Source organism: uncultured Aquimarina sp. (assembly GCF_947492115.1).
Taxonomy (GTDB): Bacteria; Bacteroidota; Bacteroidia; order Flavobacteriales; family Flavobacteriaceae; genus Aquimarina.
Window position 1 is genome coordinate 307614 of sequence record NZ_CANLMM010000003.1, and the last position, 16232, is coordinate 323845.

The 16232-nt window shown below is 33.1% G+C and carries 14 protein-coding genes; 9 read left to right on the forward strand and 5 right to left on the reverse strand.

Going from position 1 to position 16232, the window contains the following annotated elements; all coding sequences use genetic code 11:
- Nucleotides 1–33 precede the first annotated feature (33 nt).
- Nucleotides 34–3129 (forward strand): FG-GAP-like repeat-containing protein, encoded by a 3096-nt coding sequence (locus tag Q1A73_RS10910; RefSeq protein WP_299605267.1) that lies wholly within the window; start codon nucleotides 34–36, stop codon nucleotides 3127–3129.
- A gap of 153 nt (nucleotides 3130–3282) precedes the next feature.
- Nucleotides 3283–4350, forward strand: a complete 1068-nt coding sequence (corA, locus tag Q1A73_RS10915) for a magnesium/cobalt transporter CorA (RefSeq protein WP_299605270.1) — start codon at nucleotides 3283–3285, stop codon at nucleotides 4348–4350.
- Nucleotides 4351–4364: 14 nt separating this feature from the next.
- Here the strand turns inward: corA and Q1A73_RS10920 are convergent, their stop codons facing one another.
- Entirely contained in the window at nucleotides 4365–5534 is a 1170-nt protein-coding gene (locus Q1A73_RS10920) for a cation:proton antiporter (RefSeq protein WP_299605272.1), read from the reverse strand.
- Between the two features lie 208 nt (nucleotides 5535–5742).
- Between Q1A73_RS10920 and Q1A73_RS10925 the strand changes: the two genes are divergently transcribed.
- The gene (locus Q1A73_RS10925; RefSeq protein ID WP_299605274.1) at nucleotides 5743–6252 is read left to right on the forward strand and encodes a mechanosensitive ion channel domain-containing protein; all 510 of its coding nucleotides are present in this window, start codon (nucleotides 5743–5745) and stop codon (nucleotides 6250–6252) included.
- Nucleotides 6253–6316: 64 nt separating this feature from the next.
- Here the strand turns inward: Q1A73_RS10925 and Q1A73_RS10930 are convergent, their stop codons facing one another.
- Nucleotides 6317–6838 (reverse strand): DUF3124 domain-containing protein, encoded by a 522-nt coding sequence (locus Q1A73_RS10930; RefSeq protein WP_299605277.1) that lies wholly within the window; start codon nucleotides 6836–6838, stop codon nucleotides 6317–6319.
- A 558-nt stretch (nucleotides 6839–7396) separates the two neighbouring features.
- Between Q1A73_RS10930 and Q1A73_RS10935 the strand changes: the two genes are divergently transcribed.
- From Q1A73_RS10935 to Q1A73_RS10960, 6 genes are all read left to right on the forward strand, one after another.
- Nucleotides 7397–7879, forward strand: a complete 483-nt coding sequence (locus Q1A73_RS10935; RefSeq protein ID WP_299605279.1) for a ferritin-like domain-containing protein — start codon at nucleotides 7397–7399, stop codon at nucleotides 7877–7879.
- 5 nt (nucleotides 7880–7884) lie between these two features.
- Nucleotides 7885–8796 (forward strand): mechanosensitive ion channel family protein, encoded by a 912-nt coding sequence (locus tag Q1A73_RS10940; RefSeq protein WP_299605281.1) that lies wholly within the window; start codon nucleotides 7885–7887, stop codon nucleotides 8794–8796.
- 44 nt (nucleotides 8797–8840) lie between these two features.
- Nucleotides 8841–9395, forward strand: coding sequence for a hypothetical protein (locus Q1A73_RS10945; RefSeq protein ID WP_299605283.1), 555 nt, complete (start codon nucleotides 8841–8843; stop codon nucleotides 9393–9395).
- A gap of 364 nt (nucleotides 9396–9759) precedes the next feature.
- Entirely contained in the window at nucleotides 9760–10116 is a 357-nt protein-coding gene (locus Q1A73_RS10950; protein ID WP_299605285.1) for a hypothetical protein, read from the forward strand.
- Between the two features lie 31 nt (nucleotides 10117–10147).
- Complete coding sequence (locus tag Q1A73_RS10955; RefSeq protein ID WP_299605287.1) at nucleotides 10148–10282, forward strand: hypothetical protein; 135 nt, start codon at nucleotides 10148–10150, stop codon at nucleotides 10280–10282.
- A 158-nt stretch (nucleotides 10283–10440) separates the two neighbouring features.
- Nucleotides 10441–11454, forward strand: coding sequence for a DUF6588 family protein (locus Q1A73_RS10960; protein ID WP_299605289.1), 1014 nt, complete (start codon nucleotides 10441–10443; stop codon nucleotides 11452–11454).
- Between the two features lie 47 nt (nucleotides 11455–11501).
- On the opposite strand, the gene Q1A73_RS10965 is transcribed toward Q1A73_RS10960, so the two are convergent.
- From Q1A73_RS10965 to Q1A73_RS10975, 3 genes are all read right to left on the reverse strand, one after another.
- Nucleotides 11502–12167, reverse strand: coding sequence for a bifunctional 4-hydroxy-2-oxoglutarate aldolase/2-dehydro-3-deoxy-phosphogluconate aldolase (locus Q1A73_RS10965; RefSeq protein WP_299605291.1), 666 nt, complete (start codon nucleotides 12165–12167; stop codon nucleotides 11502–11504).
- A 2-nt stretch (nucleotides 12168–12169) separates the two neighbouring features.
- Complete coding sequence (locus Q1A73_RS10970; protein WP_299605293.1) at nucleotides 12170–13174, reverse strand: sugar kinase; 1005 nt, start codon at nucleotides 13172–13174, stop codon at nucleotides 12170–12172.
- Nucleotides 13175–13384: 210 nt separating this feature from the next.
- The gene (locus tag Q1A73_RS10975) at nucleotides 13385–15979 is read right to left on the reverse strand and encodes a carbohydrate-binding protein (RefSeq protein WP_299605295.1); all 2595 of its coding nucleotides are present in this window, start codon (nucleotides 15977–15979) and stop codon (nucleotides 13385–13387) included.
- Between the last annotated feature and the right edge of the window lie 253 nt (nucleotides 15980–16232).

The window sequence follows — 16232 nt, forward strand, 5'->3', positions numbered from 1 at the left end:
AAAATTAGACTAACTCAACTTAACTCATATTTCATGAAAAACAGCGCTAAACACAGACAACTAAAACTATTTGTTTTATTATCTATCATTGTTATTAATGGTGTTTTATCTCAAATCAATAATCCCACCTTTGTAAATCAGTTATCTCCCTTAAATTTGAACTATACTGTTTCTGGTTCATTAGAAAAAAAAGTAACCATTAACGTGTCTACTACTTTTAATTATGCAAATCTTAGTATTTTGGCTGATGGCAAGGTTATTTTGGATAACATTGATATCATTTCTAGTGGGACCCATTCGCTAAATGCTATCGTGCGATTTCCCCAAAGTGGACAAATAACGCTCACTATTGCAACCCGATCAGGTAATGTTACTATTAACCAATTGAATTTTCAGGATCTATCTATTCAATATCCATTATTTACAGATGTAACCGAATCTGCTGGAATTACTACAGGTCCTGCTTTGAAATATGCGGGTCCTACCATAGCGGATATGGATAATGATGGAGATTATGATATGATTTTTAATAATCATAATGACCCTAATAATCCGAGCAAGTTAGTTTGGAACAATGGGAATGGAGTTTTTGATCGCTCTTTTAATTTGGCAAGATGGCGATTACAGGATTTGCACGGATCTTCTGCAGCAGATTTTGATAATGATGGAGATTTAGATTTGGTAGCAACACGTGGAGGAGGAAATGGAACTAGTCCAAATACACCAGATTTTTATATTAACAATAACGGAACGCTAACTTTGGGAAATGATCAGGTAGGCATCACTGAAGGCGCTAGAGGAAGATCAGCAGTCTGGGGAGATTTTGATTCGGATAATGATTTGGATTTAGTTTTGTTGAATGCACAATGGAATAATCCTAATGGAGGAAAACATGTGATCTATAGAAATAATGGAAATGGACGTTTTGAAACTATACGGGTTCCAAATTTTGAAAATGCGGCTGGAGATCGATTTTTGCTTACAGATATTGATGGTGATCATATTGATGATTTTATTGTTTTCTTTCCAATATCTGTATGGAAAGGGAATGGAGATTTTACATTCACAAATGTAACCTCTCAATGGATACCAGCAGGAGTACAAGGACTTCCTAGCATGCTCGCAATGGCTGACTTTGATATGGATAATGATGGAGATTTGGATATTTATATCTCTCGCGGAAAAACTTATACGCAAGTAGCAGATAAGGCAATTGACTATAATCCGGTCACTCAGATTATGCACGTCAAAGACCGAGGAGATGAAGGGAGATCTCTGATTGATTTTACAGCAGTAGGAGATTTTACCTTAAAAGGTTTTGAAGCTGTTTTTAGAAGTACTTATAATGGAGATTATCCAATATTCTTAGGTAGTGCAAAAACACCAGTTGATCTAACGCAAATTACAGGAGAACGTATTATCAAGCAAAACCAAGCACAAGGTTGGCCAGCAGCAAGAAATCAAAATGGGATATATATTGGTCATACAGGTAATGGAAACTGGAAACTAGAATCCGTTCGAACAGGTGTACTGTACTGGTCGATATCATGGACTCTTGAAGGTATTAGCTCGGCAACTCCAGGTTTTACACCTAACAACAAAAATGTCTATGATATTCTGTTAAAAAATGAAGGAAACAAATTTGTAAATGTTGCTAATGATTGGAATGTTCCTTTAGGAGGAAATAGTTGGGGTGTTACAACTGGTGATTTTAATAATGATGGGTTTGCAGATTTATTTGTGAATCGATATCCACTATTGAACGAAAGAGTTGCTGATTATATGCTATTAAATACTGGTAATGGTAAATTTGAAGTGACTACTTCTCATGGAGCTGATGACGCAGGCGAAAGCAGTCATGGAGATCAAAGTCAGGCTTTTGATTACGATCTTGATGGAGATGTAGATATTTTGGACGGAAGTGATGAACGAGGGACTTGGCATTTGTATTCAAACCAAAGAACAGATGCTAATAATTACGTGATAGTAAACGTAGGGTATTCTCCTAATTCGAATATTGATCCAATTTCGGCTGAAATAAGAGTAAAAACCAATACAAAAACATTGTTTAAGCGGGTAGGTTCTTCAGGCTCCGCACACTCTCAAAGTTTACTCAATATGGTTCATTTTGGTTTGGGTAATGATGCTCAAATTCAAGAAGTAACAGTAAGGTGGCGCAATGGTGAAACTAAAACATTCACAAATGAATCAGTTAATCAAGTTTTGAGCACAGATGGTAATATAACAGAAGAAGAAAAAGCAACATGTGATTTGATACCGAGTATGATTCCTGCAAAACAATCCATTGTAGTTCCGGTGCGATATACGGCAAATCAAACTAGAGATATTGTGGTTTTAGCTTATGTTAATAATACTTGGGCAGGTACAGGTAAAGTTACAGTTAGCAAAGGCTCTGGAGTTGCTAATGTAGTGATGAATTTTTCAAGTACTCCAGTAGCAGGTACAACATACGAATTTAGAACTTCTATTCGACCTGTTGATGCTCCTTGGCAACAAAGTATAACATTATGTACAAATGAAAATATTGCTGTTGCCAACGGAACTGAACTTGTGGATTGTTCTGTGTTACCTGTTAAAATCAACTCGAATACAAGTATTACGGTTCCGATTTACTACGCTGCAAACACTAATCGAGACGTAATCGTTGCTTTATGGAATACCAATTGGCTTGGAGTAGGAAAAACTACCGTGTCTGCAGGATCTGGTATTGCAAATGTTACGATTACCGTACCAAATGCTCCTGTTTCAGGAACAACATATTCTTTACGAGGAGCTATAAGACCAGAAGGAACAGGATGGCAACAAAACATTTCAACTTGTATTCAGGATAATGTGACTGTGCCAAATGGTTCGAAATCAAAAATTGATACTACAAAATATGAGCAACCATTCAGTATTTCACCGAATCCTTCTTATGAAGAAATTCAACTTTTAGGGGTGAAATCTGGAAAGCATAAAGTACTGATTTTTGATTTTACGGGTAAACTTGTTAAAGATACACTTATTAAAAGTGAGAATCATACAATTGATATCAGAGATCTAAGTAGAGGAACCTATTTTGTAAAAATTGACGATAGTTTAGAAGGAGTTCAGTTTGTGAAGAAATAAAGTGTTTTACAGTAGATCGTGGTTGGGTTTATTAAATCATTATGATGTTTGTATATTCTATTAGTTCGCTTAATTAAGAGATTACTTTCTATATTTTACAATGTTTTGAGGAGACAAAAAAATGTGATAATTTGTACTTCTTAATTAAAAAGAATGCAAGAGATACAACAGTCTTCCTTTAAGAAATCATTAGGCTTAGTTCCTGGTACCGTAGTTTATGTAGGAAAAAAAAATACTACAGATGTTAGTATAGAACTCTTTGATTATGATGAGAGTTTTATGGAAGAACATGAATTGCATAGCATTGATGATGCCTATCAATATATAGATTCTAAACCGATCACTTGGTTAAATATTAATGGTCTTGGTCATACCCAGACTATCGAAAAACTTGGAGCTTATTGCAATCTTCATCCATTAATAATGGAAGATATTGTAAATACGCATCAACGACCCAAGATTGATGAATATGATAATTATCTTTTTGTGGTATTGAAGATGTTGTATTTCAATGAAGAGCATGAGTTATGTATAGAACATGTTAGTTTAGTTTTAGGTGATGGTTATGTCTTGTCTTTTCAAGAATCTGATGGAGATGTTTTTGATTCCATTCGAAATCGAATACGAAATAATAAAGGTAGGATTCGGACAATGGGAGCAGATTACCTGTTGTATACGCTAATGGATGCTATTGTAGACAATTATTTCAATTTAATAGAAGTGGTTGGAGATAAGATTGAAGAATTAGAGGATATGTTATTCGAAAATACATCTACCGACGCCATTACGTTCGAAATACAAGGTCTTAAGCGAGAAATCCTAAAAATAAGAAGAGCCGTATTTCCATTAAGAGAAGTAGTAAATAAACTAGAAAAAAATGAACATAAACTCGTGATTAAAAAAACGCGTTTATATCTCAGAGATTTATACGATCATATCATACAAGTTTCTGAAAATGTAGAAATCTACAGGGAGATGACTTGGAGTTTAATGGATATGTATATGACAACGATCAGTAACAAAATGAATGAGGTCATGAAAGTGCTCACGATTATTGCTACGATTTTTATTCCATTAACGTTTTTAGCGGGAATTTACGGGATGAATTTTGAAAACATTCCTGAACTTAAATTCAAATATGGATACTATGTTTTTTGGGTAGTTCTTTTACTAATTTTTATAGGTTTACTGATGTATTTTAAACGTAAAAAATGGTTGTAACGATCGTGTGAAAATCACTTTTTTCCTGTAAGCTTTTCTGTAATACCTATCCAAAAAGGACTGATAACCAGAGTTAATGAAATAAGGCTAATGGTAAAGTTATAACCAAAGTCTTCTATAATATTTAAGCTAAATGCTGTTGAACTTAATAAAAAGCTCAGTTCACCGATTTGTGCAAGAAGAGCACCGCCTAACAATGCTTCTTTCCAATTACAAGAAAAAAACCGTAGAATAACTGAATTTAGAAAATGATTGGTTAAGTAGACAACTAAAATTGCAATAGATATAGACCACAAATTTTTATAGATAAATGAAAGGTCTAATTGCAGTCCTACGCTAATAAAAAAGAAAGAGACAAATAGTATTCGGAACGAATGGAGCGTATCATGAATCCAATCGGTTTCTTTTGCCGAGTTCATTATAATTCCTCCAATAAAAGCTCCTAAAGCAGCCGACAACCCAAACACCAAGGTGAATAGCGCTCCTCCAAAGCATAAAAATATGGCCATAAAAACTTGTAACTCATGGTCACGTTCTATTTTTTTGGAGAAAAAGGGCAGTGTAATGGTTTTCTTTATATAAATATAAACCAAAATGCCAACGATAAGGATTGCTCCTAAGATCATAAGAAGTATGTGTTCTATGGATTCTGATTTGCCTCCTAATTGAGAAATAATTAGAAGCAAAGGAACCAAAGCAACATCCTGAGCTAATAGAATGCTGAGGACATTTTTGCCAACTTTAGTATCTATTAATTTCTTATCCTGAAGTAACTTGATCACAACTGCAGAACTACTTAATGCAATAACAAATCCAAGTACAACTGATCTGGCAAAACTCCAATCATAATAATATCCTATCAGCAATACCATGGCTACACTAAGTCCAATCTGCGAAATAGTACCTATTACAGCAAGTTTCCACTGTTTTATGAAATCAATAAGGTTGATTTCCATACCTATAAAAAACAATAATAAAATGATACCTAGTTCTCCGAGAAGGTGAATCGATTCTTTATCCTGAACTAAGTTCATTCCGTGCTCTCCTAAAATAACGCCTACAAGAATGTAACCTATGATATAGGTTTGGTTTAATTTTTTGAGGATGATACTGATACCAATAATTAAAATAGCAAAAATTGCAATTAGTATAATTATCGGATCTAAGGAAGCTATAAACAACATATGCTTTTAGTAAACAGGATTTCTTTCAAATATACTTTTAAAATGTTTTTAAAATATGAAATCAATCAGATAAATCATTAAAAACAATTTAACTTTGTATGAAGTTTAAAAGTCAGTTTTTTCAAGTTTTAAGCTCATGCATTTTTTGGGTTTTTAGAAAATTGATGTATCAAGATTACACTGTTTAATCTGTAAAAATAGTAGTCACATGTTTAATCATCAGAAAGAAATTCTTTTTACAGTCATATTAGTTATAACCATGACTGGGATAATCATATTAACTAAGAGGGCTCTCAGAAGATTTAGTTTTATCCGATCTATCGAAATCAACCGTAGAAAAATCATCTTAAATCTTAGTTATCTCTTTATTTATGGTATAGCTATTTCGATACTTGCTATAATTTGGGGTGTAGACTACAGACAGTTCATAGTTTTTATTTCTTCGGTACTTGCGGTATTAGGTATTGGTTTTTTTGCTCAGTGGTCTTTACTTTCCAGTTTAACTGCCAGTGTTATTTTGTTTTTTAGTCATCCGGTTAGAATTGGTGATAAGATTCGGGTTTTAGATAAAGATTTTGATTGGACAGGCGAGCTAGTAGATATTACTGGGTTTTATTTGTTCATAAGAACTGATGATGGTAAAAATATTACACTTCCTAATTCTCTGGTAATTCAAAAAGGGATTGAAATTGTTGAAAGAAAAAAAGACAAAGAATAAAAGTAGTTCTTGGGTTGATTGTCTTAATTTTTAATCATTCGGTATGTTCTGGAAAATAAAGCTTCTATTCAGAAACGGTAATACCTTCAGTGGTAAAACTGAAACCCTGTTGACCAGAGACACCTACCATCACTCCTTGAAATAATGGTTTAACATTTGTGTTAGAACCCCAGGTAATTAGAAAGTTTGCACCACTACCTCCAGTAGTATCCTCTTCTTCTATCACATATTCTATAGATTCTAGTGGTTTCAGAAAAATGGGTTGTTGTATATAACCTCTAACAAAATCTCCCGAAGTGTTATAATAGTCAACATTTTTAATAAACACAGAATCTCTCGGACTTGTATTTCTTATGCTTAAAGTAGCAGTTAGCTGAAATCTAAAGTCTTTGGTCTTATTATAAATATCAGAGTAAATAGGGACATATACTTCCTTTTTAATAGGATAATTAAAACCGTCTTCTGATAAGGGCATTTTGTTTTCTTTCAAAATTCCTTGCTCTACTTCTTTATTGGGATTTTTTTCCACACAAGACCATAAAACAATACATATTAAAAAATACATCAAACGCTGTAAATACCTCATGATTCTGATTTATAAAGATTATACAAATAGATCATAACTATTTGCGTAAGCAATATCCGAAATTATATTGGAGGTTGTATACAAAATAGCTGAGTTTTTCTAGTGACTTCAAATATGTTGAAAAATGATAGTTATGATTTTTTTAACAAAAAACATGATGTTTTTATTGTATTTCATTTTTTTAAAAAAGTTGAATTTTTGATTGAAAAATGATAGTTTTTGATTAAAAAATAATGGTTTTTGCTATTTTTTATCCTTTTTTTGGGTAAAAACATATTTTTTAGTGTTACTTAATTAAGTTTTTATTAACATATAAAGGGTAATTTTAGAAATACTTATGTTAAAGATTCTTAACTGAAGTTAAAGCCCGTTAAATGCCTTGACAAAATTCTACTGAGCCATATATTACAAGTGTATTGTTTTATAATCAGCATCCCGATTAAAAAAACATTTTCTTTTCTGTTACTTTCTGTAACTAGTTTTTAACTGTTGATGCAATACATACCATTTACGAAATCAAAAACTTAAAAAATGAATCATTTAATTATAAATAATAATTTGAGAATTTCTACTATATGGGAGTGTAACGCACTGCTTGCTGATTATCAAATGTATTATCAGAAAATAAGAGATTTTCATCGATATATAGGTAGCATTAAGCAAAATGACTTACATGATAGATTTGAACAATTATATACCAATGCTAAGACTAACATTGATAGTTTGGCGGAAAGAATAACTGATATACAAGACGAGCCTATTTCTGGATATAGAGAATTAAAGAAAATTACTTCGATAGAAAGAGGCTTACTTCCTCAAACAGATGAGGAAATGATAAAAGAGATTATAAGAGATCATGCTGTCTTACTGGATCGGATGAAAAGTATCAGAGATAATACGACAATAACAGGAGATGAAGAAACCAAGGACTTGATCCAATCATATATAAATGAAATAAAAAAATCTAGCGTAACTCTAGCAACCTGGAGTAAGAGACCAAAAATGCACTTGGAAACAGTTTCACTAAATTTTAATAAGTAATAATTATGTTCTTATTACAAAATGAAGTTCCGGAATCATTAGAAACTGTTACAGAAAAATTACATAGTTGGTGGGAAACGTTGTTAGCAAACCTTCCTAATATCGGGGTTGCGATAGTGGTCTTAATAGCCTCCTATTTAGTTTCTAGATTAATTTATAACGTAACGCTAAAGTTAATTTATAAAAGAGTAAGACAAACATCTATAACAAAACTTATTGCCAGAGGAGCTTCAATTATAGTTGTTTTAGGAGGATTGTTTCTAGCATTAGCAGCTTTAAATCTAGGGCAAGTATTAACAAGTCTATTAGCAGGTGCTGGAGTTTCAGGTTTAGTGATTGGACTAGCATTACAAGGCACATTGTCTAATACTATATCCGGAATTGTTTTGTCTTTTAGAAATAATATTCAGGTTGGTAATTGGATCGAAACTAATGGTTTTTCTGGCGAAGTATTAGATATTAATTTAAACTATTTTGTTTTAAAGGAGGTAGATAACAATACAGTTGTCATTCCTAATAAACAAATTATTGAGAATCCGTTTAAAAACTTCTCATTAACCAAGGAAATGAGAATTTCTTTAGAATGCGGTATTGATTACAAATCTGATTTGGAAGCCGTTCAAAAGCTTACTATCGAAACAATTTCGAACTTATTTGACCAAGAAAAAATTAATAAACAGATAGAATTCTATTACACAGGATTTGAGGACAGTTCTATTAATTTCTTATGTAGGTTTTGGATTGAAGGAATGAGTGGTTTAGACAGATTAAGGGCAAAAAGTAAGGCGATTATTCAGCTTAAAAAAGCTTTTGATAAGAATGGGGTAAATATTCCATTTCCTATCCGAACACTACATGTAAATGAGAAGCACCTAACCAGTGAATTAAAACAATTAGAAACCCTTGGAATAAATTAAGAATACGAATTGAAAAAATAATTACAAATACAAAATTGAGACATATGAAAACAAATAATAAAGAAAACAAAATATATATCATACTAACCTTGACCTCAGTATTTCTATTCACATTTGCTTTAATCAGTGCATTCGCTCAGGAGAATAAAAATGTATTGATAGAGACTATAAAAAAAGAGAACAAAGTGATTAAAGATGGGCAAGAAATTACTTTTAAGCAATTCGAGACAGAGTCTGCAGAGCAACCTATTGTTTTGGATCAAGAAGATAAATATAAACTAAATCAGGATAGATCGGATATACCACATAAGGTTACAAAAGTAATTATGTTGGATAACGATAGCGATGAATCTTATGATAAAATGATCTCATTATTTTATAGACGAGGAGAAAAAGAATTATATGATTTTGATCTTACCAGTAAAGGGTTGGCTGTATCGGCAGATGATGAAGAAAATAGCATAAAAGGGATTGATAAAATCGAAAATGGAAAAATGCTTGATACTGATTTATTGAACGATGAAGGGTTATACGAACTCACCTTTGCAAATGGAGATAGACATTTAATAAGTGTAGAAACTTATGACGAATTAAAATAAGCCAGATCTAAAATAATATACACTGGAGAGAAGTTGAGAAATCGACTTCTTTACCAGTTTCAAAAATATAATCACATTAAAGAAAATACTATGACAATATATTACAGATACTTAAGAATATTAATGAATAACGTGATGAAGTTTGTGAAAGAATTACCCGCTGCCAGCAGCAATGCTATTCATCGATAATGAATTGAAACTAACAATAATACTCATTTAATTTTTGAACTATGAAACATAAAGACCAAATACAAAGACCTGGGCTGAGAAAAAAATATTTCGGAAGCAAAGGTTTTTTAAGAAAACTCCAAAATAAAATAAAACATAATATGAAACCTAAAAAAGCTATATATAGCTAAACGATATGAGAAAAGACAAATATTTGAAAAAAGCATTATCCTGGGTAGAAAAACGATCAACAGTATCTGTAAATTCTATAGCAGAAGATTATGAAGATCCAAAAGCTTTTATTAGTAAATCTTCAAAGGAAAAAATCAGAGCAGATATATCTTTTGTAACGCATGGAGGCGCTAAACACTTTATAGAAATAGCATTAAAAAATATGGATACTAAAAAGCAAGTTGTAAAATGGAAAGTACTAAGTTTTATCGCAGGTGTAAAAAGAGGAAAATTACATTTGTTAGCTCCCAAAGGACATAAAGCACATGCAGAAAGATTAATAAAAAGATATAACATCAACGCGATGGTATATTCACTATAATAAAAACCACATAAACAAAACCATTTATATTTTGGAAAAAACAGAAAACTCAAAAAAAATAAAAACAGCTATCGACTATTGGAAAAAACAAAATGAAAAAAGAAAGTGTACGGATTTCTCAGAAATGTCTTACTGGGAAGTTGTAAGCACAAACTCAGCTTTATAAGGAAACAAGAGTTTTCTAATCATAAAAAAACGATTTCTGCAAATAAATTGCAGGGACGTTTTTTTTTGGTTTAAATAAAGATGATGCAAAAAATCGAATTTGTTTTAATAAAAAGTTATCTTGTAGTAGATAAAAAATTCCCTAAAAACCAAAGTCTTATGAAAAAATTACTACTTCTTATCCTAGTGTTTAATCTCTCTTACACTTTTGGACAACAGAATATTGATGATTTATTGGCTGCAGGAGTAAATGATGCCCAACGTTTTGCAACAGATTACTTACGCCCAGCTTCAGATGGATTAATTTATAGTATGAATCAAGGTTGGTTTAATAGCGCAAAATCCAAAAAGAAATTTAGATTTGAAATATCTCTTATTGCTAATGCTTCTTTCGTAGGGAGTGATAATAAGTCTTTTATTCTTGATACCTCGCAGTATGAAAATCTTCAGTTTAGAGATGGGAGTATGCAACAAGAAGTAGCAACCGCTTTTGGAGATATTGAAGGAGTTGTTGTTTTTGTTGAAGGAGAAAGTACTATACCAGGATTACCTCCACAAGATGCTGAATTTGAATTACCAACTGGTTTGGGAGAGTCTAATATCAATTTTGTACCGACGGCATTTTTACAAGCAAGTTTTAGCCCGTTAAAAGGAACCGAAATAAAAGCACGCTTTTTTCCGCAAATTAATACAAGTGATGCAAAGGTTGGATTTTATGGAATAGGTTTACAACATGAATTTACTTCGTGGTTGCCAGCTGAGAAATTATTTCCAGTTGCAATTGCTGGGTTAATAGCCTACACGCACTTAGACGGGAGTTATGATTTTACGGATACGAGTATTGTAGATGGTGAAAATCAACGTTTCGAAAATGATACCAATACGCTATTATTTCAGTTGATTGGATCAACAAAATTACCTGTTTTTAATGTCTATGGCGGAATTGGTTATATCTCGGGAACTTCTAATACTGATTTAAAAGGGGTCTACAGAGTACAATCCGGTGTTATATCATCCGAAGAGATTACAGATCCTTTTTCTATAGAGAGTAAAGTATCTGGTGTAAGAGGTACGATAGGAGCAAAGGTCTCTCTTGGATTTTTTAAAGCAAATCTAGAGTATAATATAGCCGAATATAGTGGAGCATCTCTAGGACTCAATTTTGGATTCTAATTGCAGAGATCATCATATAAATTGTTTTACGATTATCAAGAAATCTATTAAAACTTAGAAGCTATAGCAATAGATTTTTTTGTGGTGGTTGTGATTGATTTATAGTCGAAATCACCAGCATCGTTTTTAAATATTAATTTAGAACCTAATCCCACACAATAAGCACCAGAAGAAAACCATTTTTTTAAGTTATCTTCTTCTGGAGTAACACCACCGCTAGGCATGATAAGTGTCCAAGGACAAGGTGCTTTCACCGATTTTATAAAATCAGGACCACCAATTTGACCAGCTGGAAATATTTTTACAATTTCGGCCCCTAATTCTTCTGCATAATTAATTTCACTCAACGTTCCACATCCAGGTAACCAAGCAACTTTTCTTCTATTACATACTTTAGCCATATCAGGATTTAGTACAGGAGAAACGATAAAATTAGCACCGTTTTGGATAAAAATAGAAGCTGTACCTGCATCCACCACAGATCCTATTCCTAATATCATACCAGGTAATTCTTGGTTTACCCATTTTACTAATTCGGAAAAAACTTCATGAGCATGATCACCTCTGTTGGTAAATTCAAATACTCTAGCACCACCATCATAACAAGCTTTTAATACTTTTTTTGCTATCGTAATATCTTCGTGATAAAATAAAGGAACAATCTTAGTGCTTCCCATTGTTTGTGCAACTTCTATTCTAGTATATTTTGCCATGTTTATCTTTTTATTCTCCCTGTTAAATTTCCTTCTATTACCGATACTATTTCTTCTTCGTTTACCAAGTTAGCATCACCTTCAATGGTATGTTTTAACGCGCAGGATGCATTGGCAAATTGTAATGCTTTCTGATCATCATAATGTAATAGTCCATGAATCAACCCGGAGGCAAAGGCATCTCCAGTTCCTATTCGGTCAACAATATGAGTGATTTCTAATTCGCTTGTTTCATAAAAACTATTTCCATCCCACATACGAGATTTTATCCTATGCCAATTGGCGTTTAACGATACTCTGGTTTTATCAAAAACTTTTTCTATATAAGGAAACTTCTCCTGTAAATACTTACAACTTTCAATAAAGTCATCTGTATCATTAGTAAATTCTGTATTTAATACCTCATTGATTTCATTCGGACCACCAATAAAAATAGTTGATAGACCTGATAATTCGGATAGTGCTTCTTTGGCATCAATACCATAATTCCAAAGGTTTTTCCTGTATGCAGGATCTGCAGAAACAGGAATGTTTTTATTCTTAGCAACTAAAAGCGCATTTTTTAATCCTATATAAGCTTCTTCCGATAATGCTGGTGTTATTCCTGTCCAATGGAACCAGTTACAGTGCTCTAAAATTTGTTCCCAGTCGAGATCTGAAGAATTGATTTTAGAAAATGCAGAATGTGATCTATGATAACTTATAGTACTTGGTCGCATAACAGCACCTACTTCAAGAAAATATAAACCTAAAGGAGCTTCTGAGGTCTGCACAAATTTAGTATCAACTCCATAAGTATTCAAATAACTTGTGGCTGCTTTTCCGAGAAAGTCATTAGTGACTGCGGAAACATGATCTACTTCATTTCCTAATTGCGAAAGGGATATGGCTACATTTACCTCTGTTCCACCAAAATAATATTCCAATTGATTCGATTGGATGAGTTTTTTATTGCCAGGAGGTGAAATCCTCATAATGATCTCACCGAAGGTTACAACTTTTTTCATCTGCAAGGTTTTGTTGTTCTCAATGTAATTTTATAATAAAATAATACGGTATTTAAGAACAAAATGTTGACTTACTTTTAATGATTTCAAAATTACATTTTTTAAATGTAAAAAATACATTTATTTTAAAATAAAAACCCGTTTCGATGTTGTTATACAACTTTATCATCGAAACGGGATTGAGGCAAATTTTGGTATATTAGAAGTTAATTAGTTTCTAATCAATCTTAGTGTTTTAGTCTCTTTTCTAGGATGTTTTATAGATAAGAAATAGATTCCTTTAGATAAATTCTCAATATTAATAGTATGATTTTGATTCAAAGGCGTATTCATATGTGTGGTTCCTTTGATATCATATATACGAATGTGATATTCTAATTCAGCATCTAAACCATCTAGAAATACTTCTCCCGATGATGGGTTTGGATACATTTCAAGCCTATCAAATTCTTTGGTTAGTTCTTCATCATTGCTTCTATTAACATCTCTAGTAAGTATGATTTTGTCTAAATTCCATTGCCAAGGAGTATTGCTTGACGCTAATATTCTTATAGTGTGTTGTCCTGCTGTAAGATTTACAACACCACCATTTAATGATTCATAGCTTTCCCAAGATCCATTGTTAGGAACATTAGTGGTAGATGCCAGAACATTATCTGCCAATAACTGAATTTGTGCTCCGTTGGATGGTGTGGAAATCAGATATTCAATATTGTAGAATCCTGTAGTAGGAATAGTAACGGCATACTCTGCCCAATCACCATTATTAACATAATTGATGGTAGTAGCTCTTCTATTAACTCCTAATCCTGGACCACCTACAGAAGTATCGTCATAGGTTCCACCAGTACCAGTAAAATCTTCTGCTTCTATGATTAAATTACTAGTGCCACCACCAGTAGCTGTAAAATTCATGGATCCTAAATTAAAACGTCCACGGTCCATAAATACTCTCATTATCTGTTGACCGGCAGGAAGAGATACATTTGATATTGTTTTGTTTACAAAAGAGCCCCAATTTCCAGTTGAACCTACAGATTGTAGTCCAGTAACATCATTACCATTAAATTCTATATGAAAGGCTCCATTATTATTTATAGAAGCTACTTGAGCATCAATAGTGTAAGTTCCTGCGGTAGCTACATTAACAGTATATTCTAACCATTCTCCATTAGAAATCCATCCGATATTACCAGCAGGAGTTCTAAACTCGGTATCTACATCGGTATTCTGTCTTGGTCCGGTTCCGTTATTACCAGATCCTGAATCATTATATGCTATTCCTTGACCTCCATTGTCAAAATCAACGGAGTTGATAGTTCCTGGTATAGGATGAGGGCTACCGCCAAATGGTGTTTGTCCATCTCCGGTAGAACCTTCTGTTACAGTTATGGTAGCAGTATCTGTAAAATTACCATCTGTTGTATTTACAGTAATGGTTGCCATACCAGCGGAAACTGCTGTAACAACACCGCTTTGTGTTACCGTTGCCACAGACGTATTACTAGAGGTAAATGTCATGGTTTTAGTAGTTGCATTTGCAGGGGTTACTGCTCCAGTTAAATTTCCTGTAGTTCCAGCTACCAGCGTAAGATTGGCAGGTGTTACATTTACTCCAGTTACAGGTACATTTGTACCTCCTCCAACGGGTTTATATACGCGTATCCAATCTACTTTCATGGTGTTTTTAGCAGGGTCACTTAGATCTGCATCAGTAGGTGTACGATTGGCTAATACATGCCAGTCTTGGGATTCTACATTGATAATAATATCCATTTCTTTGGTAAATCCATTACCTCCTTGAAAATTAAATGGGTCAATAATACTTACAGAAGATGTATTACTGGCTTGTTGTAGAGTTTGAAAAGAATAAGAAGTTCCTGTTGCAAATTCCGTCATTTGTTGGAAGCCTGTAGCATCAAAATCCAGCTGGCCATTTGTCATCGTTGGGTATGCATATGTCCAGGTGCCATTTCTATTAGTAGCAACTGCTTTATCATATAGTACACGTACTAGGTTACCGTCTATATAATACTCAAAATGAAATGGACTTATCCAATTCACACCAATGCGAACATATCTTCTGTTTCCATTATTCCAGTGGTGCTCTCCCCAAACAGAAACATCTGATTGACTCCACCAACTATTAAAGTCTCTTGGTTGATAATCTGTAAATGGATTTCGAATAAACGAATGATGACTTAGATGAATAAATTCGGAGAAGAATTCATTTCCTTGCTCATCACCTCCGTAGCATTCGATGATATCGATTTCCTGTGTATCATCAGGGCTTAAAAGCCAAACATCAGATGCTAGTACAATATCGGCAACACTTACACTTGCTTCTACAAAAACTGGAAATTTAACACGTGTATTACCCGTGATACATCCTGAACTTACTCCGTCATTAGGGCGTCCCATTTTATCAGGAAGCCCTGTAATAGGAAGGTCACCGCCAGTGCGATTCCAACGAGATGCCCTTAGTATTAAATCATTACCATCCACGGATACATGATTATATTTCCAGTAGGTGGTACCTGGACCATCCCAGCCATTATGATAAAAGTTATACCATTTGTTATTCCCGAAGTTAGATAATTGATTGGTTTCGTTAAAGGTATAATTAAAATCATCTGATGGAGCTGGCTGAAGCTCCCAAACATTTCCTTGTCCTGCATTGGCAGGTACAGGTATCCCATTCCAATCCTGTGCGATGGAAGAAATAGTACATAAAAAGAATAAAAATAATAGTTGAGTTTGATTTTTTACAAATGAGTTATTTGTAAAGTGTGTTAGAAAGTTCATGGTTTACAATAAATTACTGTTTAGTTAATAGGTTTTAAATGATATTTAGGTTCGTAGAAATCTTTTTGAAATAAACTTTAGAGGATTTGGTTAAAACGTACCACAATCCAGCTTGGAATTTATCCAAAATTTGGTTCTACATTAATATTTGTGATTTATAATTACCTAAAAGTGGGTGGGAAAGTGTAGGAAAAAAATCACTGACTTGCTAGATAATTTATAGCTATCCCTATCATTGAAAATTTAATTTTAA